General features: G+C 42.9%; 25 protein-coding genes. 17 read left to right on the top strand and 8 right to left on the bottom strand.

What is annotated here, in order from left to right:
* Positions 1–9: 9 nt before the first annotated feature.
* The 5 genes from LDK34_RS00600 to LDK34_RS00580 all read left to right on the top strand — a co-directional run bounded on the left by LDK34_RS00600 (position 10) and on the right by LDK34_RS00580 (position 6648).
* Positions 10–1068 (top strand): ABC transporter substrate-binding protein, encoded by a 1059-nt coding sequence (locus tag LDK34_RS00600; RefSeq protein ID WP_178943403.1) that lies wholly within the window; start codon positions 10–12, stop codon positions 1066–1068.
* A 14-nt stretch (positions 1069–1082) separates the two neighbouring features.
* Positions 1083–2783, top strand: coding sequence for an adenine deaminase C-terminal domain-containing protein (locus tag LDK34_RS00595; protein WP_178943402.1), 1701 nt, complete (start codon positions 1083–1085; stop codon positions 2781–2783).
* Between the two features lie 512 nt (positions 2784–3295).
* Complete coding sequence (locus LDK34_RS00590) at positions 3296–4528, top strand: FAD-dependent oxidoreductase (RefSeq protein ID WP_178943401.1); 1233 nt, start codon at positions 3296–3298, stop codon at positions 4526–4528.
* Positions 4528–5805: an NAD-dependent dihydropyrimidine dehydrogenase subunit PreA gene (gene preA, locus LDK34_RS00585; protein ID WP_178943400.1), complete on the top strand. Its 1278-nt coding sequence runs from the start codon at positions 4528–4530 to the stop codon at positions 5803–5805. The genes LDK34_RS00590 and preA overlap by 1 nt, the downstream gene beginning before the upstream one ends.
* Positions 5806–6084: 279 nt before the next feature.
* Positions 6085–6648: a DUF1097 domain-containing protein gene (locus LDK34_RS00580; RefSeq protein ID WP_178943399.1), complete on the top strand. Its 564-nt coding sequence runs from the start codon at positions 6085–6087 to the stop codon at positions 6646–6648.
* Between the two features lie 108 nt (positions 6649–6756).
* Here LDK34_RS00580 and LDK34_RS00575 read toward each other — a convergent pair whose 3' ends face one another.
* Genes LDK34_RS00575 through LDK34_RS00565 form a run of 3 tightly spaced genes read right to left on the bottom strand, consistent with a single transcriptional unit; the run spans position 6757 to position 9171 of the window.
* Positions 6757–6921, bottom strand: coding sequence for a FeoB-associated Cys-rich membrane protein (locus tag LDK34_RS00575; protein ID WP_236357384.1), 165 nt, complete (start codon positions 6919–6921; stop codon positions 6757–6759).
* Between the two features lie 35 nt (positions 6922–6956).
* Complete coding sequence (gene feoB, locus LDK34_RS00570) at positions 6957–8948, bottom strand: ferrous iron transport protein B (RefSeq protein ID WP_236941160.1); 1992 nt, start codon at positions 8946–8948, stop codon at positions 6957–6959.
* Between the two features lie 4 nt (positions 8949–8952).
* Complete coding sequence (locus LDK34_RS00565; RefSeq protein WP_178943397.1) at positions 8953–9171, bottom strand: FeoA family protein; 219 nt, start codon at positions 9169–9171, stop codon at positions 8953–8955.
* 172 nt (positions 9172–9343) lie between these two features.
* Here LDK34_RS00565 and sufC point away from each other — a divergent pair, with 172 nt between their 5' ends.
* From sufC to LDK34_RS00520, 9 genes are all read left to right on the top strand, one after another.
* A complete protein-coding gene (gene sufC / locus LDK34_RS00560; RefSeq protein WP_178943396.1) occupies positions 9344–10138 on the top strand; it encodes a Fe-S cluster assembly ATPase SufC in 795 nt (264 codons plus the stop codon).
* A gap of 12 nt (positions 10139–10150) precedes the next feature.
* Positions 10151–11449 carry a Fe-S cluster assembly protein SufD gene (sufD, locus tag LDK34_RS00555; protein ID WP_178943395.1) on the top strand — a complete coding sequence of 433 codons (1299 nt, stop codon included), beginning with the start codon at positions 10151–10153 and terminating at the stop codon, positions 11447–11449.
* Entirely contained in the window at positions 11439–12686 is a 1248-nt protein-coding gene (locus LDK34_RS00550; RefSeq protein ID WP_178943394.1) for a cysteine desulfurase, read from the top strand. The genes sufD and LDK34_RS00550 overlap by 11 nt, the downstream gene beginning before the upstream one ends.
* Complete coding sequence (gene sufU / locus LDK34_RS00545; protein WP_178914867.1) at positions 12664–13131, top strand: Fe-S cluster assembly sulfur transfer protein SufU; 468 nt, start codon at positions 12664–12666, stop codon at positions 13129–13131. Before LDK34_RS00550 ends, sufU begins: the two co-directional genes overlap by 23 nt.
* Entirely contained in the window at positions 13131–14537 is a 1407-nt protein-coding gene (sufB, locus tag LDK34_RS00540) for a Fe-S cluster assembly protein SufB (RefSeq protein WP_178943393.1), read from the top strand. The genes sufU and sufB overlap by 1 nt, the downstream gene beginning before the upstream one ends.
* 45 nt (positions 14538–14582) lie before the next feature.
* A complete protein-coding gene (locus tag LDK34_RS00535) occupies positions 14583–14909 on the top strand; it encodes a metal-sulfur cluster assembly factor (protein WP_178943392.1) in 327 nt (108 codons plus the stop codon).
* A gap of 62 nt (positions 14910–14971) precedes the next feature.
* A complete protein-coding gene (locus LDK34_RS00530; RefSeq protein WP_178943391.1) occupies positions 14972–15853 on the top strand; it encodes a helix-turn-helix domain-containing protein in 882 nt (293 codons plus the stop codon).
* 404 nt (positions 15854–16257) lie between these two features.
* On the top strand, positions 16258–17310 hold the full coding sequence (locus tag LDK34_RS00525) for a sensor histidine kinase (RefSeq protein ID WP_178943390.1): 1053 nt from the start codon (positions 16258–16260) through the stop codon (positions 17308–17310).
* Positions 17303–17956, top strand: a complete 654-nt coding sequence (locus tag LDK34_RS00520) for a response regulator (protein WP_178943389.1) — start codon at positions 17303–17305, stop codon at positions 17954–17956. Before LDK34_RS00525 ends, LDK34_RS00520 begins: the two co-directional genes overlap by 8 nt.
* A gap of 134 nt (positions 17957–18090) precedes the next feature.
* Here LDK34_RS00520 and LDK34_RS00515 read toward each other — a convergent pair whose 3' ends face one another.
* From LDK34_RS00515 to LDK34_RS12630, 3 genes are read right to left on the bottom strand one after another with little or no spacing between them, the layout of a single operon-like run.
* Positions 18091–18651, bottom strand: coding sequence for a hypothetical protein (locus LDK34_RS00515; protein ID WP_178943388.1), 561 nt, complete (start codon positions 18649–18651; stop codon positions 18091–18093).
* 53 nt (positions 18652–18704) lie between these two features.
* The gene (locus LDK34_RS00510; RefSeq protein WP_178943387.1) at positions 18705–19151 is read right to left on the bottom strand and encodes a DUF3021 domain-containing protein; all 447 of its coding nucleotides are present in this window, start codon (positions 19149–19151) and stop codon (positions 18705–18707) included.
* A complete protein-coding gene (locus tag LDK34_RS12630; RefSeq protein WP_236941159.1) occupies positions 19148–19591 on the bottom strand; it encodes a LytTR family DNA-binding domain-containing protein in 444 nt (147 codons plus the stop codon). Before LDK34_RS12630 ends, LDK34_RS00510 begins: the two co-directional genes overlap by 4 nt.
* Before the next feature lie 190 nt (positions 19592–19781).
* Here LDK34_RS12630 and LDK34_RS00500 point away from each other — a divergent pair, with 190 nt between their 5' ends.
* The 3 genes from LDK34_RS00500 to LDK34_RS00490 all read left to right on the top strand — a co-directional run bounded on the left by LDK34_RS00500 (position 19782) and on the right by LDK34_RS00490 (position 20940).
* Positions 19782–20072, top strand: coding sequence for a hypothetical protein (locus LDK34_RS00500; protein WP_161002713.1), 291 nt, complete (start codon positions 19782–19784; stop codon positions 20070–20072).
* Between the two features lie 272 nt (positions 20073–20344).
* The gene (locus LDK34_RS00495) at positions 20345–20665 is read left to right on the top strand and encodes a hypothetical protein (RefSeq protein WP_178943386.1); all 321 of its coding nucleotides are present in this window, start codon (positions 20345–20347) and stop codon (positions 20663–20665) included.
* A complete protein-coding gene (locus tag LDK34_RS00490; RefSeq protein ID WP_225439131.1) occupies positions 20662–20940 on the top strand; it encodes a hypothetical protein in 279 nt (92 codons plus the stop codon). Before LDK34_RS00495 ends, LDK34_RS00490 begins: the two co-directional genes overlap by 4 nt.
* Before the next feature lie 64 nt (positions 20941–21004).
* On the opposite strand, the gene LDK34_RS00485 is transcribed toward LDK34_RS00490, so the two are convergent.
* On the bottom strand, positions 21005–23314 hold the full coding sequence (locus tag LDK34_RS00485; protein ID WP_178943385.1) for a glycoside hydrolase family 31 protein: 2310 nt from the start codon (positions 23312–23314) through the stop codon (positions 21005–21007).
* Positions 23315–23354: 40 nt separating this feature from the next.
* A complete protein-coding gene (locus LDK34_RS00480) occupies positions 23355–24662 on the bottom strand; it encodes an SLC45 family MFS transporter (RefSeq protein WP_178943515.1) in 1308 nt (435 codons plus the stop codon).
* Between the last annotated feature and the right edge of the window lie 25 nt (positions 24663–24687).

Here is a 24687-nt window from a genome sequence, read left to right as displayed (position 1 = left end):
GAGAATTTGATGACACACCATAAGGAATTATTGAAAAGAATAACCATTTCGTTGTTACTCGGTGGATTGACGGTTGGCTTTTTGGATGCAACGGCGAAAGCAGATGAGTCGATGACCGTTTCAACGTTTGGATTGGCCACAAAGCAGATGAATAGCGACGTGTTGACACCGTTTGCGAAGGAAAATCACGTAACGATGCGAACCCAATTCGGTGACAGTAACGCCAGAATGACACAATTAGAACACAATCCCAACAGTGGCGTAGATGTGGTTGAATTATCACAAAATAACGCGTTGTCAGGGAATCAAAAACACTTATTTAAGAAACTGGATTTCAGTAAGCTAAAGAATTTCAAACGGCTTACACCTGCTCAACAAAAATTGGCAAAAGAAACCAACAGTGTGCCGTACACGTTGAACAGTGTTGGTATCATGTATAATCCTCAAAAAATTTCAATTAACTCATGGAAACAACTATGGTCATCAAAACTGAAAGATAAACTGGCCATTCCGGATATTACGACGACATTTGGACCCGCGATGATTTATCTTGCTGGCGAGCACGCTGGTACGGCGGTTGAAAAAGATAATGGTCAGGCAGCATTCAAGGCGTTGTCACAGTTGAAACCTAATGTGACTAAAACATATTCACAATCCTCTGACATTGCCAATATGTTTAAAACGGGAGAAATTGATGTGGCAGTTGTCGGTGATTATGCTGTCAATATGGTTCAAAAGGCAAACCCACAATTAAAATATGTCGTGCCGGCGTCAGGAACATTAGCTAACTATGATACGGTTTCAATTTTGAAGAGTAGTCATAATACCGAAAAAGATTATCGGTACATTGATGCCCGTTTAAGTGCAACGGTTCAAAAAAAGGTTGCCAGTCCGCAGTCATTAAATAATGCGCCGGTTAATAAGGCTGTTCAATTAAGTGGTAAAGACGCAGAAAATAAAACGGTTGGCACAGTTGCTAAGCAGGCTGAAAGCCTTAACTTTGCGTATGTTAATCGTCATTTGGCCCAATGGATTACACGTTGGAATCAATTGATGAATAAACAATAAGGTTAGGAGACATTATGACAAACGTTGATTTGCTGATTAAAAATGCCCGAGTATACAACAGTTATACAAAGACTTTTAACAATGTTGATGTCACCGTTAAAGATGGCAATTTTTATTGGATTGGTGCGAATTTACCTGATATTCTAGCAGAGCGGACGATTGATCTAAAAGGCTTTTCAATTATTCCGGGATTGGTTGACGCTCATATGCACATTGAGAGCTCAATGGCTACTCCCACAAACTTTGGTCGTGCTGCCGTTAAGTTTGGCACGACAACAGTGATTGCAGATGCCCACGAAATTGCCAACGTTGCTGGCATTAATGGCCTGTCAGAATTCATGCGCCAACCCTCATGCATTTCAGTTTTTTATGCCATTCCTTCCTCAGTTCCATCCACAACGCCGGCAATGGAAACAACTGGTGGCATTATTGGACAGGATGAGGTTGCCACATTATTAAACGATCCTAAAATTATCTGCTTGGGCGAGGCCATGAACTTTAAAGGGATTACATCACAGCCTCAGTCTCTGATCCGGAAAATCATTAAGGACTGTCGCAATATCAGACCGACAATGCCTTTGGAAGGCCATGCGCCCAAAGTGAGTGGCAAGGATTTGGCTGATTTTATTAATAGTGGCATTACATCCGATCATACTTTCCAGACGCCTTCGTCCTTAATTGAAAAGATAACTAACGGCATGTTCATTGAAATTCAACAAAAGTCATTATCTGCAGAGATAGTGAAAACAATTATTGAACATCAATTTTATGAACATGTTGCACTGGTAACGGATGACGTGATGGCTGACGATTTGCGCAGTGGACACCTTAACAGGCTGGTTGAGCAAACAATTAAATTTGGTATGGCGCCAGAAGAGGCAATTTACTTGGCCACTTATACACCAGCTCGTCGGATGGGACTTTGGGATCGTGGTGCCATTGCGCCAGGTCGGATAGCAGACTTTGTTGTTCTTAGTGACGTAGATAACTTTGTTATTGAAGATGTATTTTTGCATGGCAATGCAGTGGCGGATATTGTTGCTCCTGATACAAATGAAGGATTGTCATTTGACTCGACGATTACAGATTCCGTTCACGTACCAGTATTAACAGAATCAGATTTGTTAATCAAAACCGCTATGCAACGTGACGAGGTGGCGGTTAACACGGTCCAAATTAGTGCTACCGGCACTTTTACTAAGCGTGGCCAAGTTACGTTGCCAGTCATTAATGGGCAAGTGCAATGGCAAGAAAATAATTTATCTCTGTTGATGGTTCAAAATCGTTATTCAGGTCACGGTGAACTGGCATTTGGTTTTGTCGAAAATGGCGTTAAAGGACATGGTGCTATAGGGGCGACATGGGCTCATGATCATCACAACTTGATGATTATGGGGACGGATGTTCCTTCAATGTTGGCGGTTCAGCAACAACTTGTCGATGATCACGGTGGCTATGTTGTTGCGGAAAACGGTCTAATTACTGCCAACACACCGTTACCAATTGGTGGCATTATAAGCAGTGAACCAATAGACGAATTGGGAGCGAAATTAGCCACCGTCCGTCAAGCAATGCGACAGCTGGGATATCAAAACAGTAATGAAATTATGTCATTTTCAACGCTATCGTTGTTGGTTTCACCAGCGATTAAAATTTCAGATAAAGGATTGTTCGATGTTAAAACACAACAACCTATCCCAATGTTTGTAAAATAATGCCGTCAGCAACTCACTTAAAGTAATTGGCGAGATAATCTAACGGTTTAATATATGAATTAGGTCACAGAGACAACTGGGCGAATTGGCCAGTTGTCTCTGTGATCTTTTTATATTTTCAATGCTAGATAATGTAGCTCTCTTATGCGAATGAAAATAAAACTAATATTTTATTCCAAAAATATATAGAAATAGTGGGTAAAAAGAGATATTGGCCAATTAAATTCCGTTTAATCCAATCGCCATTTTGTCGCTGAGCACGAACAAAGCTAGTAACAGCAGTGTTTCTAAAACAACTGATAACAGTTAATGGTTACTAATGCATGTTAGGAAACCTGCTAAGCCTTACTTTTCTTATATACATAAGCGTATAAAAAGAAGGCTCTAACCGTGATGAATCCTTAGTTTATACCTGTATTTTTGCTGGTCATTAGTGCCGATGCTAACCTCAAAGACGTAAACACATGAACCATGTGAACGTTTAAATAACAAATAAGCGAGGGTTACATCTTATGAGTACAAAATACGAAAAGGAAGCACCTAGTTACACAATGACAACGGTGATGGAAGAAGCTGCGCGGTGCTTACTTTGTCACGATGCGCCATGTTCTAAAGCATGTCCTGCCGGAACTGATCCAGCACGTTTCATCCGTAGTGTTCGTTTCAGAAATTTGAAGGGTGCTGCTGAAACGATTCGTGAAAATAACGCCATGGGTGCCATTTGTGCTCGCGTTTGTCCAACTGAAAAGTATTGTGAACTTGCTTGTTCGCGAACTGGGATTGACTGCCCAATTGATATTGGTGGCATTCAACGCTTCGTGACTGACTACGAAGAACAAGAAAAAATGGACATTCTTCGCAAAGGCGATTCAAATGGGTTGAGCATTGCTATCGTCGGCAGTGGCCCTGCTGGGTTACAAACGGCGGCAACGCTACTTCAAAAAGGTTATGCAGTCGACATTTACGAAAAGAATGAGAAGGCCGGCGGTTACCTTCGTTATGGTATTCCTGAATATCGTTTACCAGATGAAATTGTCGACGTTGAAATCAACCGGATCGTCAATCTGGGCGCAGAAATCAAGTACAACGTCACTATTGGTAAAGATGTCACAATGGCTGATTTAAAGGCTGATCACGACGCTGTCGTTGTTGCCGTTGGTGCCAGTGAAGCGAAGATGTTACCAATGTTTGAAGGCAATCCATATGTTGAAACTGCCGTTGATTTCTTAGCACGTGTTAAGGAAGCCAAGGGTGACATCGACAACATTCCTGCCAGTGCAGTTGTTGTCGGTGGTGGGGATGTTGCGATGGATGTTGCGACGACTTTAAAGCGGTTGGATGTTAAGAACGTCACTGACCTCGTTTACGAAGAATTTGATGAATTCAAGGCTTCTAAGAAGGAACTTGATGCAACTCAGAAGGCCGGTGTCACCATTGTTGATGGTTACGTTCCAACTGACGTAGATGGCAATACCATTACCTTTAAACATCGTCATTTAGACAGTGAAATGACCATTAAGACCGACTTGATTATCCTGGCCGTTGGTCAACAAGTTAACACAGACAACCTTGGTGTAAATACAGATCATGGTGAAGTTCAGCATGCCGGTTACAAGACTGATGACGAAAAAGTGTTCTTCACTGGGGATATTGCCCAAGGTGACAAGACCGTCGTTTGGGCCGTTCGCAAAGGTAAAGAAGTTGCCGAAGAAATTGATCAGGCATTATTAGGAGGTAACAAATAATGATTAGCAAAGATCTATCAGTGGAATTTTTGGGGGTTCATTTTGAGAATCCATTCCTCCTGTCTTCTTCACCTGTCGACAACTGTTATGAAATGTGTGCTAAGGCTTTTGACGAAGGCTGGGGCGGGGTTGTTTTCAAAACAATTGGTCCGAAACACTTTAAAATCAATGAAGTCTCACCACGGTTTGATGAACTGACAAAAGAAGGAACGCCCTTCGTTGGATTCAAAAACATGGAACAAATCGCTGAGCATTCGTTGGAGGAAAACCTTCACGATTTACGTCATTTGAAGGATGACTATCCGAACAAGGTTGTCATTGCCTCCATCATGGGGACAAACGAAGAGGACTGGGAAACACTGGCTCAGCTGGTAACTGAAGCTGGGGCGGACATGATCGAAATGAATCTGTCGTGTCCTCAAATGACCTCTCACGAAATGGGTTCCGATGTTGGGACTAACCCTGAACTGGTTAAAAAGTACTGTGCAGCGGTTAAACGTGGCTCAGATCTGCCAATGATGGCTAAAATGACGCCTAATATCACGGACATGGTTCCTGCTGCCAAGGCCAGCATGGCCGGTGGTGCTGTTGGGATTGCCACGATTAACACGGTTAAATCTGTGGCCAACATTGATTTGGATCGCAAAGTTGGTTTGCCAATTGTGAATGGTAAGTCTTCAATCTCCGGATTTTCAGGGAAGGCTGTTAAACCAATTGCACTTCGTTTCCTACAACAATTGAGAACAGCCGCTGGTTTGGAACAATTACCAATCTCTGGGATTGGTGGGATTGAAACCTGGCAAGATGCAGCGGAATTCATTCTGATGGGCGCAACAACCTTGCAAGTGACCACTTCGGTTATGCAATATGGCTATCGAATCGTTGAAGATATGAAGAACGGTTTGATGCATTACATGGAAGATCAGCACGTTGAACATTTAAGCGAATTGATTGGTGTTGCCAACAAGAACATTGTCCCTGCCGAAGATTTGGACCGTGATTACAAAGTTTATCCGAAGATTGATTGGGATAAATGTATTGGCTGTGGTCGTTGTTATATTTCTTGTTTCGATGGTGCTCACCAGGCGATTACTTGGGATATTAAGACACGTCGTCCATCCATTGACACTAGCAAATGTGTCGGTTGTCACCTATGTAACTTAGTTTGTCCTGTTGGTGCGATTACAACCGGTGAAGTGGTTATGAAACCAGGTACTAAAGGCAATCCAGAAGATGTTCAAATTGAATCTTCACGTTTGACACACCCAGTTCAGTAAATCTGGTAAAATTTAATAGTTTCATTTTACGGGAAACTGGAACATAACGTCTCAACTCAATTTCTAATGAAACGGCAGCAAGCAATTTTTCCTCAACCGCAAAAGGTCATGCGGATGAAAAATTGCCGCAAACGCGGGACATAACACTGACTTTTGCTCATCTAACGCGAATAAGGCATTCATGGGAAAAACGCCCATAAACGCCTTATTCGCATTACCTGAGAAAGCCAAAACGTGTTATGTCCCGCTCTCTTTATTGACTACGAATGGAGAATTCATATGAAAATCAGTAGGAAAGTATGGTTTGATGCCATTGGAGTGGGATTCTTTACGCTAGTGTACAGCTTGATCATGAGCTATGGCTCATTGTGGATGGGTGCAGCCGCATTCGTCGCAGTTTCGTATTTCTTTGGCGCAGGTTTTCCAAAAAACAAGATTTGGAATATTTTGGCAAGCTTCGTCTGTGGCATTGTTTGGGGGCTGCTGGCCTTTAGCTTGCTTCAAATAAGCTGGATTGCATCGATTTGGCCAACCGCGATTATGTTTGGCCTGCTAACCTTTGCCGTCTTGTTCCTACAGGGCACTATCATGAAGTTTACAATGGTGCCGGCCTGGCTAATCACGTGGGGAACATTTATGTTGATTGTTTCAAACGTCACGATTAAAAGTTGGCCGCTGTTTGTGGTTGAATTGTTCGCTTCTATGGCGCTAGGAATTTTTGTAATCGGTTATGCTTCTGATTATTTCAATCAGTTAATGTTTCGCTGGTTTCCAGAGCGAAAACAGGATGCACGTCCATCAATCGAGGCGGATAGATTAACTAAAGAAAAAGAAGTTAAATAATTAAAAAATACGATTCTGATTTTGTTCTTTGAGCAAATCAGGATCGTATTTGTTTTGGATGGGATTCATATACAATTTCGTTTCTACCGCTTTCAGTTAGCATAATTGCTAATTACGTGGCCCACGGTGCTGCATCAATTTTCTTGCCGGACAAGCATATTCGCAACTCTCACAGGGCGGTTTGGTTGCTGACTGTCGCATGGTGTGAACGGCGATAATTACCGCAATGACAACAATAGCGACGAAAATTAGCACATTGATCAAAACGGACATAACCTAACCTCCCATCAGAACTGTTTCAAACGTTGTCAGAATAAAGAGCCAACTTGAAAAATAATTAGCGCCAATCCGTAAGCCAAAACAGTACTTGAAATTAACGAATAGATGGCCCATTTAACGGAACCTGTTTCGGTTTTAATAGCACCGAGCGTCGCAAAACATGGGGCGTAAATCAGAATGAAAACTAACAGACTGTATGCGGATAACGGCGTAAACAGTGTGCTGAATGTTGTCACTAAGCTGGTTTGCCCACTTAAGTGAAATAGGACAATCATACTGGAACTAATGACTTCTTTAGCGAGCACCCCAGTCATCAGCGCACTGATTGTTTGCCAATTAGTAATGCCAAGTGGCGCGAAGGCCGGTTGCAACCAATGACCAATAATTGCTGAAAAACTGGCGTCAATGTTAATAACGTATCCGTGTGGACCAATGTTAGACAACAGCCAAACGAGCACTGTGCCGGCAAAAATAACGGTTCCTGTTTTCTTGACGAAACCTTTGCCTTTTTCCCAAGCACCTGCAATGACGAGGTCTAATCGAGGACGATGATAATTTGGCAAGGTTACAACAAAGTTGCTCGCGTCTTTTAATTTAAAGACCAGTTGATAAAATTTAGCCATGGCTAACGCAATCACAATACCGAGAAAATATAGGGATAAAACGATTACAGCTTGGTGTTGATTGAAGAAGGCGGTAACAAACAGACTGTAGATTGGCAGTCGAGCGGAACAACTCATAAATGGCGCGATTAAGGTCGTCACGAGACGTTCACGGGGTTGTTCGATCGTTCGCGTGGCCATGATGCCGGTTACGTTGCAGCCAAAGCCAATGATCAGTGGGATGAATGCCTTGCCGTTTAAGCCAATGAGCTGCATTAATCGATCAGTGACTAGGGCGGCACGACTCATATAACCTGAATCTTCCAACACTGTAATGCAGGCAAACAGGACAAAAATTTGGGGAATAAACGTCAGCACGCCGCCGACACCAGCAATGATACCGTCAACAATCAGTGATCTTAAAAAGGGTAAGGCACCTACAACAGTTAGCCAATGATTTGCGGCCTCAGAGAGAGGTCCGGACAGGAGCGCGTTTAAATAATCGCTCAATGGTGTTCCAATCCAGTCAAACGAGAGTTTAAACATGAACCAGAAGATCCCGATGAAAATAGGCAATCCTAAGATTGGGTGTGTAACCCAGCGATCAATTTTCGCAGTAACCGTATTTTGAGAACGGTTTTCAGTAAAACTTGTAGCCGCGGCAAGTGTGTTTTCGATGAAAGTAAGTCGCACGTGAAAGATTTGGTCTGCATAATGATGCTCGCGGTACGTTTGGCATCCCTTTGTTAACGTGTCTAGACGATGTTCATCAACATATTTAACCGCTGCATCGTTGTCGCTCATGAATTGAATAGTTAACCAACGAGCAAAATTTTGTGAGAGTCGATGTTTTTTAACCAATTGTGTTGTGGCGTCGCGAATATCTGCTGAAATGGCTTTAGGATAATCCAATTCCAGCGGATCAGAAGTGGTTATTGTAGTTTGGTCAAATAAACAGGCACGAACCTCATCGACACCACTGTTTTGTCGAGCAGCACTTGCATGTACGGGGCAGCCCAAACGTTGCGACAAAATGTCTAGATCATAGTGAACGCCGCTCTGTGAAAGCTCGTCCATCATGTTCAGGACCAATATTAGTGGTTTACCGAGTTCTAACAACTCGATAGATAACAGAAGGTTTCGTTTGAGCTGACACGCATTGGCAATGTTCAAAATGGCGTCAGCCGGGTTGTTGTCCAGCAGATAGTCTACGGTGACGGCTTCATCCTTTGTTATTGGAGTTAGTGAGCAAATACCGGGCAGGTCGATAATGTTAATATTTGATTTTGGAATATTCCCTAATGTCTGGTCAACGGTGACGCCCGCCCAATTGCCAACGTTGGCATATTGGTTGGTCAAACGATTGAAAAATGTCGATTTGCCAGTGTTCGGATTACCTAATAGTGCAATGGTTGTCATGACACTAGCGCCTCGTTAAGGTTTGCAACACAGCGTCACGAACACCGATACGTTGGCCATCGACTTCAATGATTACCGGCCCGTGAAATGGATAACGGCGCACGACAGTTAGGACAGTACCTGGTTCGATTCCTAGACGATGAAGTTGCCTAGAGATTCGTTTTTCAAGGTGATCCATGCAATGAACGGTTAACTGCTCATTGACCGAGACCTGTATTTCCATAAGATAACGCCCTTTCTGTGTTGATAATGATTAAAGATTATCACGAAAGGGTTTTCATAAATATTAGGGAGATGCCTAATATACCGACAGGAATATTCCAGAATATACTTGTTTTAGATATTTGAGATCATGAAATTAATCACAAGAACACAACCGATGGAGGTCAAAGAGAATGTCAACACTCGAAGTTAAGGATTTGCATATTGAAGTACAAGACGGTGAAAGTGGTGCCGTTAAGGAAATTTTGAAGGGTGTTAATCTCTCCATGAGTACGGGTGAAATTCATGCCATCATGGGACCAAACGGAACGGGGAAGTCGACCTTGTCTGAAACCATCATGGGGCAGTCTGCCTACCACGTGACACAAGGTGATATTTTATTGGATGGCAACAGTATCCTTGATATGCCAGTTGATGAACGTGCCCGTCGAGGCTTGTTCTTGGCAATGCAATATCCAGCCGAAATACCTGGCGTTACCAACGCTGAATTTCTAAGGGCAGCTATTAATGCCCGCCGTCCAAAGGATGACCAAATTTCAGTGATGAGTTTTTTAAAGGAATTAGATAAGAATCTTGACCTCCTTGATATGAATGAAGCAATGACGGAGCGATACTTAAACGAAGGTTTTTCCGGTGGTGAAAAGAAACGGAACGAAATCCTGCAATTATTAATGATCAAACCAGCGTTTGCGCTGTTAGATGAAATTGATTCGGGATTGGATATCGATGCCTTGCAGGTGGTTGCTAAGGGAGTGAATTCCATGCGTGGCGACAACTTTGGTGCCTTAATCATTACGCATTACCAACGTTTGCTAAACTACATTAAACCTGACGTTGTTCACGTAATGATGGGCGGGCGCATTGTCAAAACCGGCGGCGCAGACTTGGCCTTGAAACTTGAAGATGAAGGTTATGCCGGTCTCCGTGACGAGTTTGGCCTGGATGTTGACCTTGTGGATGAAAACTAGGAGGCAGTGATCATGAGTCAAGAAACAATGCCACTGGTTGAAGACACGGTGACGAAGCATGATGAACCAGCATGGATGACAGACAAACGACGCGTAGCAATGGACCAGATGCCAACGTTGAAGATGCCACGGGTTCAGCGATTTGATTACAGGGATTGGCAAATGATGCCGTCTACGGAAATACATTGGCAGTCATCGTCAGCCAGTTTGGCCCAATCCGATTTAGATGCAACTACCGCAAAAGCGGATGATCAACAAATTAGTATCGTTCAGGTTGGTCAAACAACCACACAAGTTAAGTTGCCAGCACAGCTCGCTAAGCAAGGTGTCCTAGTGATGGATTTATTCGATGCCATGCGCGAATATCCTGAGTTGGTCAAACAGCATTTAATGACTAATGTTGTTAAAACAAATGAAACAAAGTTGACGAGTTACCATATGGCAATGTTAACAAGCGGCCTCTTCATATATGTACCGCGTGGGGTTGTGGTGAATCAGCCAATTGAAGCACATATCATTCAGGACAGCACGAAGTCTGACCACCCGTTGATCTCACACGTTTTAATTGTTGCTGAAGCGGGTAGTGAGTTTGCTTTCACCCAACATTTATCAACGGTTGGTGAGGCGGCAAACATAGCAAATTGTTTTGTTGAAATTGATGCTGCTGAAGACAGCCGGGTTCGTTTTTCTTCCCTAGATGCGTTTGGCCCTAAAACGGTGACTTACTTTGAACGTCGTGGATTGGCTGCCAATCATGCAAATATTGACTGGGCGGTGGGGCTGCTCAACGATGGCAACACCATTGGTAATATTGATACGAATTTATTAGGCGAAGGCGCAGAAACTGACTCGAAAATGATTGCCATAACAGATGGTACGGCGCGGATGGGCATCAATAATGGTGTCACCAACCGCGGCAAACATTCAGTTGGTAATATCCTGCAACGCGGGGTTCTTTTAGGACGATCACAGTTGGTTTTTAACGGTATCGGTGACATTATTCACGGTGCCTCAGGGGCTAAGGCCGAGCAAGAAAATCGGCTTTTGATGATGTCAAACGAAGCGCGCGGGAATGCTAATCCAATTCTGCTCATCGATGAAAATGATGTATTGGCGGGTCACGCCGCGAGTGTGGGTCAGGTTGATCAACAGCAACTGTATTACTTGATGAGTCGAGGAATCGACAGACAACAAGCACAGCGACTGGTCATTCGCGGCTTTCTCGGGGTTGTTCTGAGTGCGATTCCAGCCAAGACTGTTCGGCAGGAACTAATTACGACGATTGAAAGGAAGCTGACTGATGAAAACTGATATAAGTGATCTACGTGGCGACTTTCCAATTCTTGATCAACTGGTTAATGATGAACCATTAACATACTTAGACAATGCGGCGACGGCCCAGAAGCCTAATCAAGTTGTGGCCGCTTTGACACACTTTTATCAAACAGATAATGCCAACGTACATCGTGGCGTTCATACGCTGGCAGAACGTGCAACAGCCGCATATGAAGACGCTCGTCATAAAGTGACTCACTTTATCAATGCTGCTGAGCCTGCTGAAGTAATTTTCACGAAAGGCGCAACGGACAGTCTTAATTTGATCGCTAGTACGTATGGCGAAGCCAATATTGAGGCTGGCGATGAAATCGTAATTAGCATTATGGAACATCACAGCAACCTCATTCCGTGGCAACAATTGGCTTTGCGCAAACATGCGACGTTAAAGTACATTGAGTTGACGCCAACTGGTGAATTGGACATGGCAGACGCTGAGACCAAGATTACGGATAAAACTAAAATTGTTGCAGTGGCTCACGCCAGTAATGTAATGGGAACTGTCAATCCCATTGCTGCGCTGACTAAATTGGCACATCAACATGGGGCCATTATGGTTTGTGACGGTGCTCAAGCGGTGCCACATATGCCTGTTGACGTTCAAGCGCTCGACGTTGATTTTTACGCTTTCTCTGGTCACAAAATGATGGCACCAACCGGAATCGGTGTTTTGTACGGCAAACGGGATTTGTTGGCCGCAATGCCACCGTATCAGTTTGGCGGTGAGATGATTAATTTTGTTCACAGGTACGAAAGCACCTGGAATGAATTGCCATGGAAGTTTGAAGCTGGCACTCAAAATATCGCTGGCGCAGTGGGATTAGGTGCTGCCATCGATTATTTAGAAAACTTGGGGATGAGCAATGTGCAGGCACATGAGCAGCAATTGGTTAACAGTTTGCTGCCACAGCTGACTGCTGATCATCAGATTGAGGTTTACGGTCCACATGATCCTGCGAGACATACTGGTGTTATTGCATTCAATATTAAGGGACTGCATCCTCATGATGTTGCAACAGCACTGGATATGGAAGGCGTTGCCGTCCGCGCTGGTCATCATTGTGCACAGCCACTGATGGAAACGCTCGGTTTAGTGGCAACGGCCCGCGCCAGCCTGTATATCTACAATACCCAAGATGATGTGGATCGCTTAATTCACGCACTGAATGAAACAAAGGAGTTCTTTAGTCATGAGCTTATCAAAGCTGAATAGTTTATATCGGGAAGTCATTTTGGACCACGCCGACCATCCACATCACAAACATGCACTGACCGATGCGACGACAACGATGACTGTGAAAAATCCAACCTGTGGTGATGTTATTAATTTAGATATTGATTTAAATGAAGACGATGTCATTACTAATATTGGCTTTACTGGAGAGGGCTGCACGATTAGCCAGTCCTCGGCTAGTATGATGAGTGATGCGGTTCTTGGTAAAACTAAGGATGAAGCGCTTAAAATGGCGAAGACGTTTTCTGATATGGTTATGGGCAAACAGCATGATCAAGCAGATTTAGACGAATTGGATGATGCAGCAATTTTATCCAGTATTGTCAGTTTTCCAGCTCGAATTAAGTGTGCAACGCTATCCTGGTGGGCATTGCAGCGGGCGCTATTGAGCAATCAACAAGAAGAAAGTGACGGTGAGGCATAATGTCAGAAACGACTGCAGTACCAGTTAAAGATGAAGACTACGAGTTCGGCTTTCATGATGATATTAAGCCGGCCTACTCCACCGGGCGCGGGTTAACTGAGGCAACGGTTCGCGAAATTTCGGCGGCCAAACACGAACCACAGTGGATGCTCGATTACCGTTTGAAGGCGTACGAAATTTATCAATCATTGCCGATGCCAACATATGGGCCAGATTTGTCGGGATTGGATTTGGCCAACATGCACTACTACCAAAAAATGACGGATAAAAAGTATCGTGATTGGGATGACGTACCGGCAGATTTGAAGAAAACATTTGACCGACTTGGCGTGCCAGAGGCCGAGCGGAATTACTTAGCCGGTTCGTCAGCACAGTATGAGTCTGAAGTGGTCTACCACAATATGCGTGATGACTTTGCCAAACTAGGTATTATCTTTACGGATACGGACACTGCTCTTCGGGAATATCCAGATTTATTCAAAAAGTGGTTTGGTAAACTGGTTTCGCCTTCGGACAATAAATTTGCAGCGCTGAATGCCGCGGTTTGGTCCGGTGGCTCTTTCATTTACGTGCCAAAGGGCGTGCAAACGAGTACGCCAATTCAATCCTATTTCCGGTTGAATTCGGAGAACTCCGGGCAGTTTGAGCGAACCTTAATTATCGTCGAAGAGGGCGCCAAGGTTGATTACGTTGAAGGTTGTACGGCGCCGAACTACTCTTCGGACAGTTTGCATGCGGCAGTGGTTGAGGTAAATGTACAAAAGGACGCCTATTGTCGCTACACAACGATTCAGAACTGGTCGGACAACGTTTACAGTTTGGAGACGAAACGTGCGGCTGCCGCTGAAAATGCCACGATGGAATGGGTTGACGGCAACCTCGGTTCAAAAGTGACAATGAAATATCCGAGTGTGTACCTGAACGGTGAAGGTGCTCGGGGTACCATGTTGTCCATTGCGGTCGCCAGCAATCACATCTTGCAGGATTCTGGTGCCAGAATGATCCACAACGCGAAAAACACCTCCAGTTCAATCGTCTCAAAGTCGATTTCAAAGACAGGTGGTGCGACGAACTATCGAGGAACTGTGCGGTTTGGCAAACATTCCGACGGTTCTCTGGCACATGTGGAATGTGACACCATCATCATGGACGATCAGTCAAAATCAGATACAATTCCGTACAACGAGATCAATAATGCCAACGTTTCAATGGAACATGAAGCAAAGGTTTCTAAGATCTCTGAGGAGCAATTGTACTATCTGATGAGCCGTGGGATTTTCGAAGAAAAGGCCACAGAAATGATTGTCATGGGTTTTGTTGAGCCCTTTACTAAAGAGTTACCGATGGAATATGCCGTGGAATTAAACCGTTTGATCAGCTTCGAAATGGAAGGCTCGATTGGTTAAACTGCATTGAGTTCAATTATTGAAACGAAAAGATGAGGACAGCGAATGTTAAGAGAAACAGCGGCATTATCAAAGACGGAAACAGCGGTTATGACGGCACTCGCTGACGTGATCGACCCCGAATTAGGAATCGACATGGTGAATTTAGGTCTCATTTACAACGTGACGGTCGTTGATGGTCATTGTGATATCGCCATGACGCTGACCACTATGGGTTGTCCACTGGGGAACATGTTAGATGATGCCATCACGGAAGCGGCACTGTCAGTTGACGGTGTTACTGACTGTGATATTCATCTCGTGTGGGAGCCAGCATGGAACATGGGGATGATGACCCGTTACGCCAAAGTTGCATTGGGCATTCATGAATAAAATGGTGTGACGCCCGTCCAAAAATGAAGTCCCGTATTAAACGATGACAGAAAGGTGCCAAAATGGAGACACAAGTGTTTGTTCAGCGGCGCAAAGCCCTTAAAATTTCACAAGTTAAATTGTGCCAGGGAATTTGCACACAGGCCACTTTAAGTAAGTTTGAAAGTAATCGTCGTGTGCCTGCCTTGTCGATCTTGAGTAAACTGTGTGTTCGTTTGGGCATGACGGTAGACGACTTATATCAAGGGGAGTCGACCGCCATTGAGTTACAAACAAAGTTAGACGAAATTGAGCGCGAATTGATGGTTGAAAACTATCAGGGTGTGCTCAAACGCCTCGCCAAAATTGATGACAAACAGATTGATGCGCTGAATAGTAAGATGCAGTTGTGTTATTTGCGCGGTATTGTAAACGCCTTGATTAATCGACAGCCAGATGACATTCTCTTTGATTTCGCGCGGATTCTAAATGATTTGGATGAAAAGCATCAAACAATCTTCACGCAGTTGGCCTTTTTGGGATCGGGCATCATGTATGATCGCCATCAGCAGCAAAAGCAAGCATCATTCTACTTTGACAAGGTGTATCAATACATCCGTCTCAATCAACGCACGGCGCTGGGGGATGAAAACCAATACTATCTTCGGGTGTTGACGCTCATTTTCTTTACGGCTGAATTTTATGCCGCTCAGCAAAACTATCGGCGTAGTAATTGGCTGATTGAGGCAGGTTTGAAAATTTGCTGTGACGAACGGGTGACATATTACTTGTCACGTATTAAGTTTCTGGCCGCACAAAATGCAATTAACTTGCGGCATGATGCCACGGAAATTCAGCAATTGTTAGACGAGACCTTGGCCTTTGCCCGAATTAACCGCAATGAGGTTGTTCAGGTGAAGTTGGCCGCCTTAAAATGCCAATTTAAACAACAATGCAGTAATTAACAGAACAGGTAGCAAATAAAAACGGCGATGATAAGCTCTGATTTGGAGTAGATCATCGCCATTTTTGTTGGTTATGTATCTATTTAGAGAAACGATACATAGACGGTGTCATCTGTGATTACTAAAGTTTTTTAAACTGTGCGCAACCCAATAAAAAGTGTAGTTTAATTCTCGGTAAGCGTTTACAAACAGTCTGTATATGTTAAGCTATTTTATATCAATGTGACCGTATAAAGACGGTCGTGCTCGGGGATTATAGTTCATTTCTTGTGAAATAGTGAACTATTCTAATCAAAAGGTTTAGATGTTATCGGAGTTCAGCCCTCTCCTCTTGAGCGATTTTAGTTAGTGTGCGAAACAGCATGGTAACAGTCGTTTAGTGTGTGTTTGAAGGGGGTCATTTTGTGTTTGATAAAGATCAATTGATTCATAATTATTTTGAACAAGCACCTGAGGCAATTTTGATCTTTCAAGACGACGAATTAGTTGCCAGTAATGCCTTGGCACAGACTTTGGAAAATAAGTTAAACTTTTCGCCTCAGTACTTGATTGAAATTGTTCAAGCAACGTTACGTCGTCATCATGATCGCGACCGCTGTCAACACTGCCACGTGATAGATTCAATGACAGACTTTTCAATGCCTGTATTGTCTCAGTGCACCGACAGCCAACTCACAAATTATGCGATGACTTACACGGTGCTTGATGCGGCGTCTAACATGTTTGCGTTGACACTTAAAAGTTGTGGCGCCATTGATCGTGTGAACATGCTGGCTGACCGACGCAAGCAGAATTGCGCAATCAATGACGCTCAGGAACAAGCGCGCAAAACGATTTCTGCAGATCTTCACGACAGCATTGCACAAGGTGTCTATGCTGCTATAATGGGCGTGCGTAAACTGAACGAACCTTGCTGCTGTGAATGTGCTAATGTGATGCGCAAACGGACAGGAATCATTGAAGCGCAATTACGTGATACATTGCGTGAAGTAAAGGACATGGCAATCAATGTTCGGCCATCGGTATTGGATGCCTTTGGGCTAGGTGAAGCGTTTAAAACACTGGCGGAACGGATTGAAACAGCGACTGGTGTTACGATTACAGTGGCCGGCAATGCAACTGGCGATAACTTAACCCCAGGGGTTCAAAATACGTTGTATCGAATTGCCCAAGAAGCCATCAATAATGTGTTGAAACACGCTGAGGCGACCGAAGTTCTCCTTTTGTTTGTGGAACATCAACATTATGTATCACTGCAAATTGTTGATAATGGTGTTGGTTTTGAAGTGGCCGACCACCAAGCATTTAACGGTCATTCATTAGGTTTACATGATATGGCAGATCGAATTAAAGCATTAAACGGTGTTTTTGAAATTGACTCAAAACTTGACGTTGGCACCACAATTACCGTCAAGTTTCCGATTAAGGTGATGGAAGGAAGTCTTCCAGATGCTTAGTGTATTAGTAGCAGACGATCATGCGGTTGTTCGCTCTGGACTGACTTATTTAATCAATAAACAGCCCGGGTTAAGAGTGGTTGACGAGGCCGCGACTGGAACTGAAGCATCTTTGCGCGTAGAAGAAGGTGGCATTGACATTTTGGTCATGGATCTCAGCATGCCGCCCGGTGAAAATGGCTTGGTGACAACGAAACGTTTGCATGACGCGTTTCCCAAGACTAAAATTCTGATTTTATCGATGCATGATGAACGAACTTATATTAATCAGGCCATCAAAAATGGTGCGATGGGATACGTGCTTAAAAGTTCACCCGACACGGAGGTTATTCGCGGATTGACAGTTATTGCGAGCGGGAAGAAATACCTCGATAGTAATATCAAAATGACGGCATCAGATATCGATAAGATTAACCCGGATGCCACTGATGTAGAACTTGGCAGCTATCAAGCATTGTCCAAACGTGAACGAGAGGTTCTGCCGCTGATAGCTCTTGGCTATTCGAATAAGGAAATTGCTAACAAACTGTTCATTTCGACAAAAACTGTCGAGGCACACAAGGCAAATATTATGCGCAAACTGGATATCCATGTTCATGTCGACTTAGTACGTTATGCGATTAAGCATCATTTGATTGAATTCTAGATGATGAAATTGACTGACGGAAGCGCACTAGTAATTGAAAAGTTTAAAAATGTTACACGTGAAACCGAAATACAGTTTAGTTATCTAAAAAGGCTTGAAAAATTGACCTAATTTGGTCGAGTTCTCAAGCCTTTTTAATTATTATTATGACGTGCAATTCGGTCTTCACGTCTGCGTTGACGGCGTTGCTCACGTTCTGCGTGCCGGTTTTCATGTAGTGCTACAGTGTTAGCCATTGCTTCTGGATATTGTCTTTTAGCGCGTACCCAAACCAATCCGCGTTGAACCAATAATGTGATGCCAAGATACAACAAGATGGTTGCATTACTACCGTGCCAAGCTAGGCCGGCTAAAGAATGGATGAATAAACCAACTATCCATAAGACAATTGTTTCCCAGTTGCCCTGTCTCATGACTGTGCCAGTTTTATCAATCCACAGGCGGTATGAAAGTGTTCGTAGATAACCAAATAACACGGCACTGATTAACGATCCTAAAACGAATAGTCCTGTACCTGCTGTAACGATCAAATGATTGTGCGTGATGGCATCAGCAGCTGAAGCAGCGCCAAACAAAATCAAGAAAAGATACAACGTTAGATTGAGCTGAATTCGATGAGGCGACAACTGACGTTTGAGTACGGCATATAGTACTAAAAGTGCCAAGACGATATTAGTGAAATCGATGTTTTGCATGTTAGGCTCCGATTGGTTTTGCTCAGACTGGAGAATTGTGGTGATTACAGGTTTCAATCATGTAATTTCGCGTTAAAGGCGCGGACTTCGTGACGGGCTGTAGTCATGGAAGTCAACCAAATGATGAAGTAAACGATGACGAAGATGAGGGTAAAAAACGAAAGCCAGAAGAAGTTTAAAGGGAACCAACCACAAAGAATGGCCAGCGGGGTGAAACCAACATAGGTAATTAGAAAGTGGACTATTGTTTGTTTAGTAATGCTCCATCGGTCTACTTCAAACGCCAAGCTAGAAATTGCAAATACACATCCGATCAAGGCCCAAAGTAATGCAGATACAGCGGTTGCTGAGGTAGACGAGGAGAAATGTGACATGAAGGTTGGCGCGGAAGGCGCATAATCTTTGCTCTGATAAATAAATGCAAAGGTTAGGCTGATTAGGAAACCAGTTGTAATACCAATGGTTATTCCTCGAAGAAGATAATTGATTATTTTTTTCATGAGAGCAGCTCCTTTCTAATTTCACGCGTGTATCTTCGTGAAGTGTACGTTTGTTGACCGTCTCGTAAAATGATTTGGTACATCCCGGTTGGTGTTAGAGCAAATTCCTTGATCCAGGCTATACGAATGATTTCACTACTTGAAGTACGAATAAATAAATTATGCGGTAGCGTACCAGCGAGCTCATAAATACGTTGGTGCAGTTCGTACGCACCATCAGGCGTCTGGCAAATAACACGTTTGCCGCTTGTTTGAATGCGATTTATCTCTAAAACGGAAATCATTTTACGTTTGGTGTCGCGGTAGCCAGTTAGATTTAGCGAATTAGACAATTGTTGAATCTCATCACTTAATTGGACAAGCTGTGGCGTTTTCTCAGCGGCGTGGATGGTGATGAATGGTTCCAAAATTGTTGAAATGATTTCAAAATTTATTTTCACCGTAAGCACTCCCTTCTGTTGAATTAACCATACGCAGAAATTGCGTCATTGTCATGTCTTTACTGACAAACGGTCAGTTTGACGGGATAAATGGTCATTAATTTTATGTTAACCGTTCGGATTTTCAAGCAAAATCAAAGAAAGATTAGCAGCATGTCTGTTAGACTGGACAACAGGAAGGGTGAATAGAATGACTCCACAAAAATTGTTGCGGCACGTTAATCGCATCACCGATTCGGGAAAGAAAAAGCTACTTGTTGTGATTAATCCATTGCGCGTGTATGAATTTGGTTTAAGCACACAACCATATGTTGAGGACAACATCGAGTGGTTCACTGGGGATATGCGGCGCGTTGTTAAAGTTTTATCAGATCATGATATTCCGTCAGATTTTTTGGAACAGCGTGATGGTAAAATTGACGAACCGCACCAAGTGTACAGTTATCAACTGGATGAAATTAAGCGACGACAGATGAAGTAAACTAGGAACTGTAGTGCGCAAATGTTTTTAGAAAATCGATAAATGTAAAATGCAGAATTCCGATTTATTTCAAAATCAGAATTCTGCGTTTTCTTTTTAGCGACTTGTTGTGAATGAAAAAAGTGTAGTAGTTGTGAAAGTGAAATCATCACGATCACAATAAGAACCATAGATTCGGTATAAATTTGATTACTGTTCCAAAAAAGTGGAGTAATTTCGATAGTCAAGGAGGACCTGAGCTGGTACGCCTTAACTGAAGGAAGTGCGTTAAGATGCAGGCGGTATTTGACAAGTCGGGTTGCAGGTCTTTTTTCAAGAAGTTCAGAAGTCAGCAGCATCAGATACAAAACGAAATTATAGATGCCATTGATGAACAGATCAATCTCGGCATGAGCAAAACTAAAATTGCCGCTCATGAGCGAATTAACGGGCGTTCCATTCATGAGTTTCGTTTAAATCTGGGTACGATTGGTTCGGCCCAGGTGGTCTTTTATGTTAACAACCAATTAGCAACGGTGTTATTCATATCGACTGATTTACAAAAACGAACATTCACTGACGAATTGGACCGATTTTTGAAGGAGCGAGGATGATGCGTTTAATTCCAGTTAAACAGGCTGAAAACATCCTGAAACAGGTGTGCACACCTGGCAAAAGTGTCGCAATTGTGTTGTTAACGCGTAAAAAAGATCGCTCATTAAAAATTGAACGGTCGGAACATCTACTGACTGTGACCGAACAGGGATATCGAAATGAAACAAAGCACGTTTTACTTGATAATCATGAAGGCAAGGCGATATTGAGACAGGCTTTTAAACGTGAATTTCCTAGAAGTCATGAGGTATACATAAGCCAACGACACAATTAAAATGCCTTTTATGCGGCCATGATTGGTCGTGTAAAAGGCATTTTTTAGAGATGATTAGAATGAGCTATTTTGTTACATATGTTTCTGTTGTGTCGTCATACGTAAACAGAAGGTTCTTACCATTTGCTTCAACATGGATTGTCCGATAAACGGGCTTATAGCCATGTTTGATTAATTCAATACAACAGTGACCATTATCGGACACTTTGATGTTATATAAATTATATTCACCATCTTGATACTTAAAGTCTTCACCATTGTCCTGATAGTGAACATAGCTACCCCGAGCGCCAAACAATCTAAAGGTCATTTCATCTGCTGGTGCATCTTCAAGGTGATTAACTGCCTTCCCCCATGGTAAGAGGCTGCCTGCCTTAATAAAGACAGGTAATTGATCAAGTTGTGCATTTGCAAGAATATTAGTATTACCGGTATATTGAACGCCGGTGAACAAATCAATCCAAGAACCTTCAGGGAGATAAACAGATCTATTAGTTTGACCCTGTTGAACGATTGGAGCGACTAGGACTTGATTGCCGACCATGTATTCGTCATTTAGGTTGCGAACCTTCGGATCACCTGGGTAATTAAGAACTAATGGCCGAAATACCGGTAATCCATCCTTAGCTTCTAGAGAGAAACAGTCATATAAGTACGGAATGAAATGGTAACGCAAACGCAAGAATTTACGATAGATATTTAGTACCTTATCGCCAAAAACCCATGGCTCTTGATCTCGAACCTGAAGAACACAGTGGTTCCTAAGTAATGGTGAGAAGATGGCCCCTTCAATCCATCGGGTTAATAGCTCAGGCGTAGTATCGGCACTAAAGCCACCTATGTCTGTACCTGCAAAACTAAAACCACTTAACCCAAGATTGCTCATTTGTGGAATCATCATTTGTAGGTGTGCCCAAATACTTTGATTGTCGCCTGTCCAAATAGTTGAATATTTTTGTGTCCCAGAATAAGCAGCACGAGTGATAACGTATGGGCGTTTGCCAGTTTCGTTTTTGATGCCCTCGAACGTTGCTTTAGCCATGTTATGACCATAGACATTGTTCATTCGTTTAAGGGAAGAAGGTTTATCCTCGTCGGTCATTACAACATCTTCTGGCATGTCGCCATCAAATGTTGCTGGTTCATTCATATCTGTCCAAATGCCAGCTGCACCATTGTCCAACAAGAATTTACAGTGTTTTGCCCACCATTGACGGACATCGGGATTACCGAAATCTGGAAATGCTGATTTTCCAGGCCAAACGCGGTTGATATAGATACTGCCATCAGTGCCTTTGGCAAAGTACCCGTTTTTGACACCTTCTTGGTAGATATTGTAATTATCGTCTTGTTTTACGCCGGGGTCGAGGATTGGAATGACACGAACACCACGTTTGCGTAAATCCGAAAGCAATTTTTTTGGATTCTTGTACTTGTTTTTATCCCAAGTGAAAACCCTGTAGCCATCCATATAGTCGATATCAAAATGAACTGCTTCTAAGGGAAGATCGTATTCTTCAAACTTATCGACAATTTCTTCTACTTTGGCCTGACTCATACTATATCCCCAACGGGACTGCTGATAGCCAAGCATCCAGCGTTGAGGTAACGGCGTCGTACCAGTCAAATATGTGTAGTTTGAAATGACGTCTTTTAAAGTTTTGCCGCCTAAAACATAGTAGTCAATATTGCCATCCACAGCTGAGTAAAAATAGTAACCTTGATTTTCTTTGCCAAGATCGAAATGACTACGGTAAGTGTTGTCAAAGAACATTCCATAAGGATGCCCATTCTTTAGACCGAATAGAACTGGAATTGATTTATATAGATGAGTGAAAGTTTCGATGTGCGGGCGTGGCTCATCCATGTTCCAATTATCATACTCATAGCCTCTTTTATTGAGATAACCGGTTTTATCGCCTAACCCATAAAACTGTTCATCATCTGCTAATGTTTTCACAACTTCATAGTAGGAATCTTCAGCGCTATTCACAGCAGATACTTCGTGTCCCTCTGCTCGAACGATTTTTTTATGAGCTTCATCGATATGCTTATCGATTGGCTGACGAGTGCCACGGTAGTCCATAATTAACGGCTGATCATTAGCATCGTAAACATCTAGCATTAAATTCTTGTAAACTTTTAGTTTAAGATTAGTTGTGGCTATTTCAAGGTGATCGCCATTCTGCTCGACAGAGTAGTCTGTTGGCTTAAATTTGTTCCCCTCAATGGCATAGGAATTAGTTGCCTTTTTATGATTTTCGAAAACACGAATGATGCTGTCCGTTAAAATGGACAGTTGTAAAGATTCAGTTCCGTTCTTAATGTTGATTATCTGATTTTCATTTGAAAAAGTAAGTTTAGCGTTTGCCATGTTTAAAACTCCTAAAATTTTGATCTTAATGCATCAATCTTTAATTTTCTGCTGGATGTTCAACATGAATGACACCCATAAGTGCAGCACCAATCAACCAGGCGATACCACCGATGATGGTCATTGCGGGCATCGAGTGTCCAACCATTGGAAAGAGTACAAAGCTAGCTAGCGATGCCACAATCTGCGGTAGACAAATGAATATGTTGAACAGTCCCATGTAGGCGCCATCATCTTGACCATCGGTTGAAGTGGTGAAGATAGCGAATGGTTCTGCATGCATAGTCAGGAAACAAATTCCGATTAACACAAAAGCAAAAATTAAAACATATTGGTTGTGAGTAAGGGCAGTCCAAATCATTCCTAAACCGCCAGCCAGTAATCCAATACGATACCAGAAGGGGCGTTTGTACTGACTTGTTCTAGACAGCACGAGGAAGCCGTACAATATACCAACAATCGATTGAACAAATGTTAAAATTCCGTACCAGTTACCAGCTGACTGGAAGCCTGCAGAGGTAGCATTGGCGGTGTGCCAAACATTTTGAGCGATAGTACCGGTACTATAAGTCCATAGATATTGAATGCCAAAGTAAGCGAAGAACTGAATGAAAGCAACTTCCCAAAATGTTTTTGGTGCTTCTTTCATCAGAGTAATAAAGGATTTCTTTTGTTTCTTTTCTTTGTAATCAAAGTCGTGATACTTAGCGTATGTAATAGGGTCGTATTCCTTAACAGAAACGATTGTATAAATTGATGTCAGTAACAGTACAAATGCGGCTAAGTAAAATGAAAGTTTGACTGATGTGGGAACGACACCACGTTTAGCAACGTTAGCGATTCCAAATCCAGTTAAGACAAAGGGGCACAAATTAGCAAGCACGCCACCAATATTGCTGAAAGCTTGTTGCCATGACCAGGCTTGATCTTTTTGATCTTCATTAACCATATCACCTATAATCATGCGGAATGGTTGCATGCAGGCATTGTTTGAGAGATCCATCAACAGAATGGCTGTGGCACCAAAAATTAAGGCAGCCATTGAACCATAACCAAAACCGAATGAACCAGCATTTGGTAGTAATGCAAGGACGATTGCTGCAAATGGGGCAGAAACCATCAAAATTGGCATACGACGACCGAATCTTGGTGACCAAAAACCGTCGGAAAACTTACCAAGGATAGGTTGAACGATCATTCCAATAAGTGGCGGTAAAATGAAAAATAGACCAAGTTTATTTGGGTCGGCACCTAAGGTCTGAAAAATTCGACTCATTTGTGAAGTTTGCAGGGAGAAGGCCATGTTGACACCCATAAAACCAAAGGTGATTGCAAACATAATCTTCATTGAAATATTCGGTAATGAATGGTGT

Origin of the sequence: Furfurilactobacillus milii, assembly GCF_021654115.1 — a bacterium.
GTDB lineage: Bacteria > Bacillota > Bacilli > Lactobacillales > Lactobacillaceae > Furfurilactobacillus > Furfurilactobacillus milii.
The sequence above is the reverse complement of the archived record's forward strand: the minus strand, read 5'-3'. Positions and strand labels throughout refer to the sequence as shown.

Coding starts and splice junctions, on each gene's coding strand:
- LDK34_RS00600 (WP_178943403.1), top strand. CDS start 10: ATGACACACCATAAGGAATTATTGAAAAGAATAACCATTTCGTTGTTA.
- LDK34_RS00595 (WP_178943402.1), top strand. CDS start 1,083: ATGACAAACGTTGATTTGCTGATTAAAAATGCCCGAGTATACAACAGT.
- LDK34_RS00590 (WP_178943401.1), top strand. CDS start 3,296: ATGAGTACAAAATACGAAAAGGAAGCACCTAGTTACACAATGACAACG.
- preA (WP_178943400.1), top strand. CDS start 4,528: ATGATTAGCAAAGATCTATCAGTGGAATTTTTGGGGGTTCATTTTGAG.
- LDK34_RS00580 (WP_178943399.1), top strand. CDS start 6,085: ATGAAAATCAGTAGGAAAGTATGGTTTGATGCCATTGGAGTGGGATTC.
- LDK34_RS00575 (WP_236357384.1), bottom strand. CDS start 6,921: ATGTCCGTTTTGATCAATGTGCTAATTTTCGTCGCTATTGTTGTCATT.
- feoB (WP_236941160.1), bottom strand. CDS start 8,948: ATGACAACCATTGCACTATTAGGTAATCCGAACACTGGCAAATCGACA.
- LDK34_RS00565 (WP_178943397.1), bottom strand. CDS start 9,171: ATGGAAATACAGGTCTCGGTCAATGAGCAGTTAACCGTTCATTGCATG.
- sufC (WP_178943396.1), top strand. CDS start 9,344: ATGTCAACACTCGAAGTTAAGGATTTGCATATTGAAGTACAAGACGGT.
- sufD (WP_178943395.1), top strand. CDS start 10,151: ATGAGTCAAGAAACAATGCCACTGGTTGAAGACACGGTGACGAAGCAT.
- LDK34_RS00550 (WP_178943394.1), top strand. CDS start 11,439: ATGAAAACTGATATAAGTGATCTACGTGGCGACTTTCCAATTCTTGAT.
- sufU (WP_178914867.1), top strand. CDS start 12,664: ATGAGCTTATCAAAGCTGAATAGTTTATATCGGGAAGTCATTTTGGAC.
- sufB (WP_178943393.1), top strand. CDS start 13,131: ATGTCAGAAACGACTGCAGTACCAGTTAAAGATGAAGACTACGAGTTC.
- LDK34_RS00535 (WP_178943392.1), top strand. CDS start 14,583: ATGTTAAGAGAAACAGCGGCATTATCAAAGACGGAAACAGCGGTTATG.
- LDK34_RS00530 (WP_178943391.1), top strand. CDS start 14,972: ATGGAGACACAAGTGTTTGTTCAGCGGCGCAAAGCCCTTAAAATTTCA.
- LDK34_RS00520 (WP_178943389.1), top strand. CDS start 17,303: ATGCTTAGTGTATTAGTAGCAGACGATCATGCGGTTGTTCGCTCTGGA.
- LDK34_RS00515 (WP_178943388.1), bottom strand. CDS start 18,651: ATGCAAAACATCGATTTCACTAATATCGTCTTGGCACTTTTAGTACTA.
- LDK34_RS00510 (WP_178943387.1), bottom strand. CDS start 19,151: ATGAAAAAAATAATCAATTATCTTCTTCGAGGAATAACCATTGGTATT.
- LDK34_RS00500 (WP_161002713.1), top strand. CDS start 19,782: ATGACTCCACAAAAATTGTTGCGGCACGTTAATCGCATCACCGATTCG.
- LDK34_RS00495 (WP_178943386.1), top strand. CDS start 20,345: ATGCAGGCGGTATTTGACAAGTCGGGTTGCAGGTCTTTTTTCAAGAAG.
- LDK34_RS00490 (WP_225439131.1), top strand. CDS start 20,662: ATGATGCGTTTAATTCCAGTTAAACAGGCTGAAAACATCCTGAAACAG.
- LDK34_RS00485 (WP_178943385.1), bottom strand. CDS start 23,314: ATGGCAAACGCTAAACTTACTTTTTCAAATGAAAATCAGATAATCAAC.
- LDK34_RS00480 (WP_178943515.1), bottom strand. CDS start 24,662: ATGAAGATTATGTTTGCAATCACCTTTGGTTTTATGGGTGTCAACATG.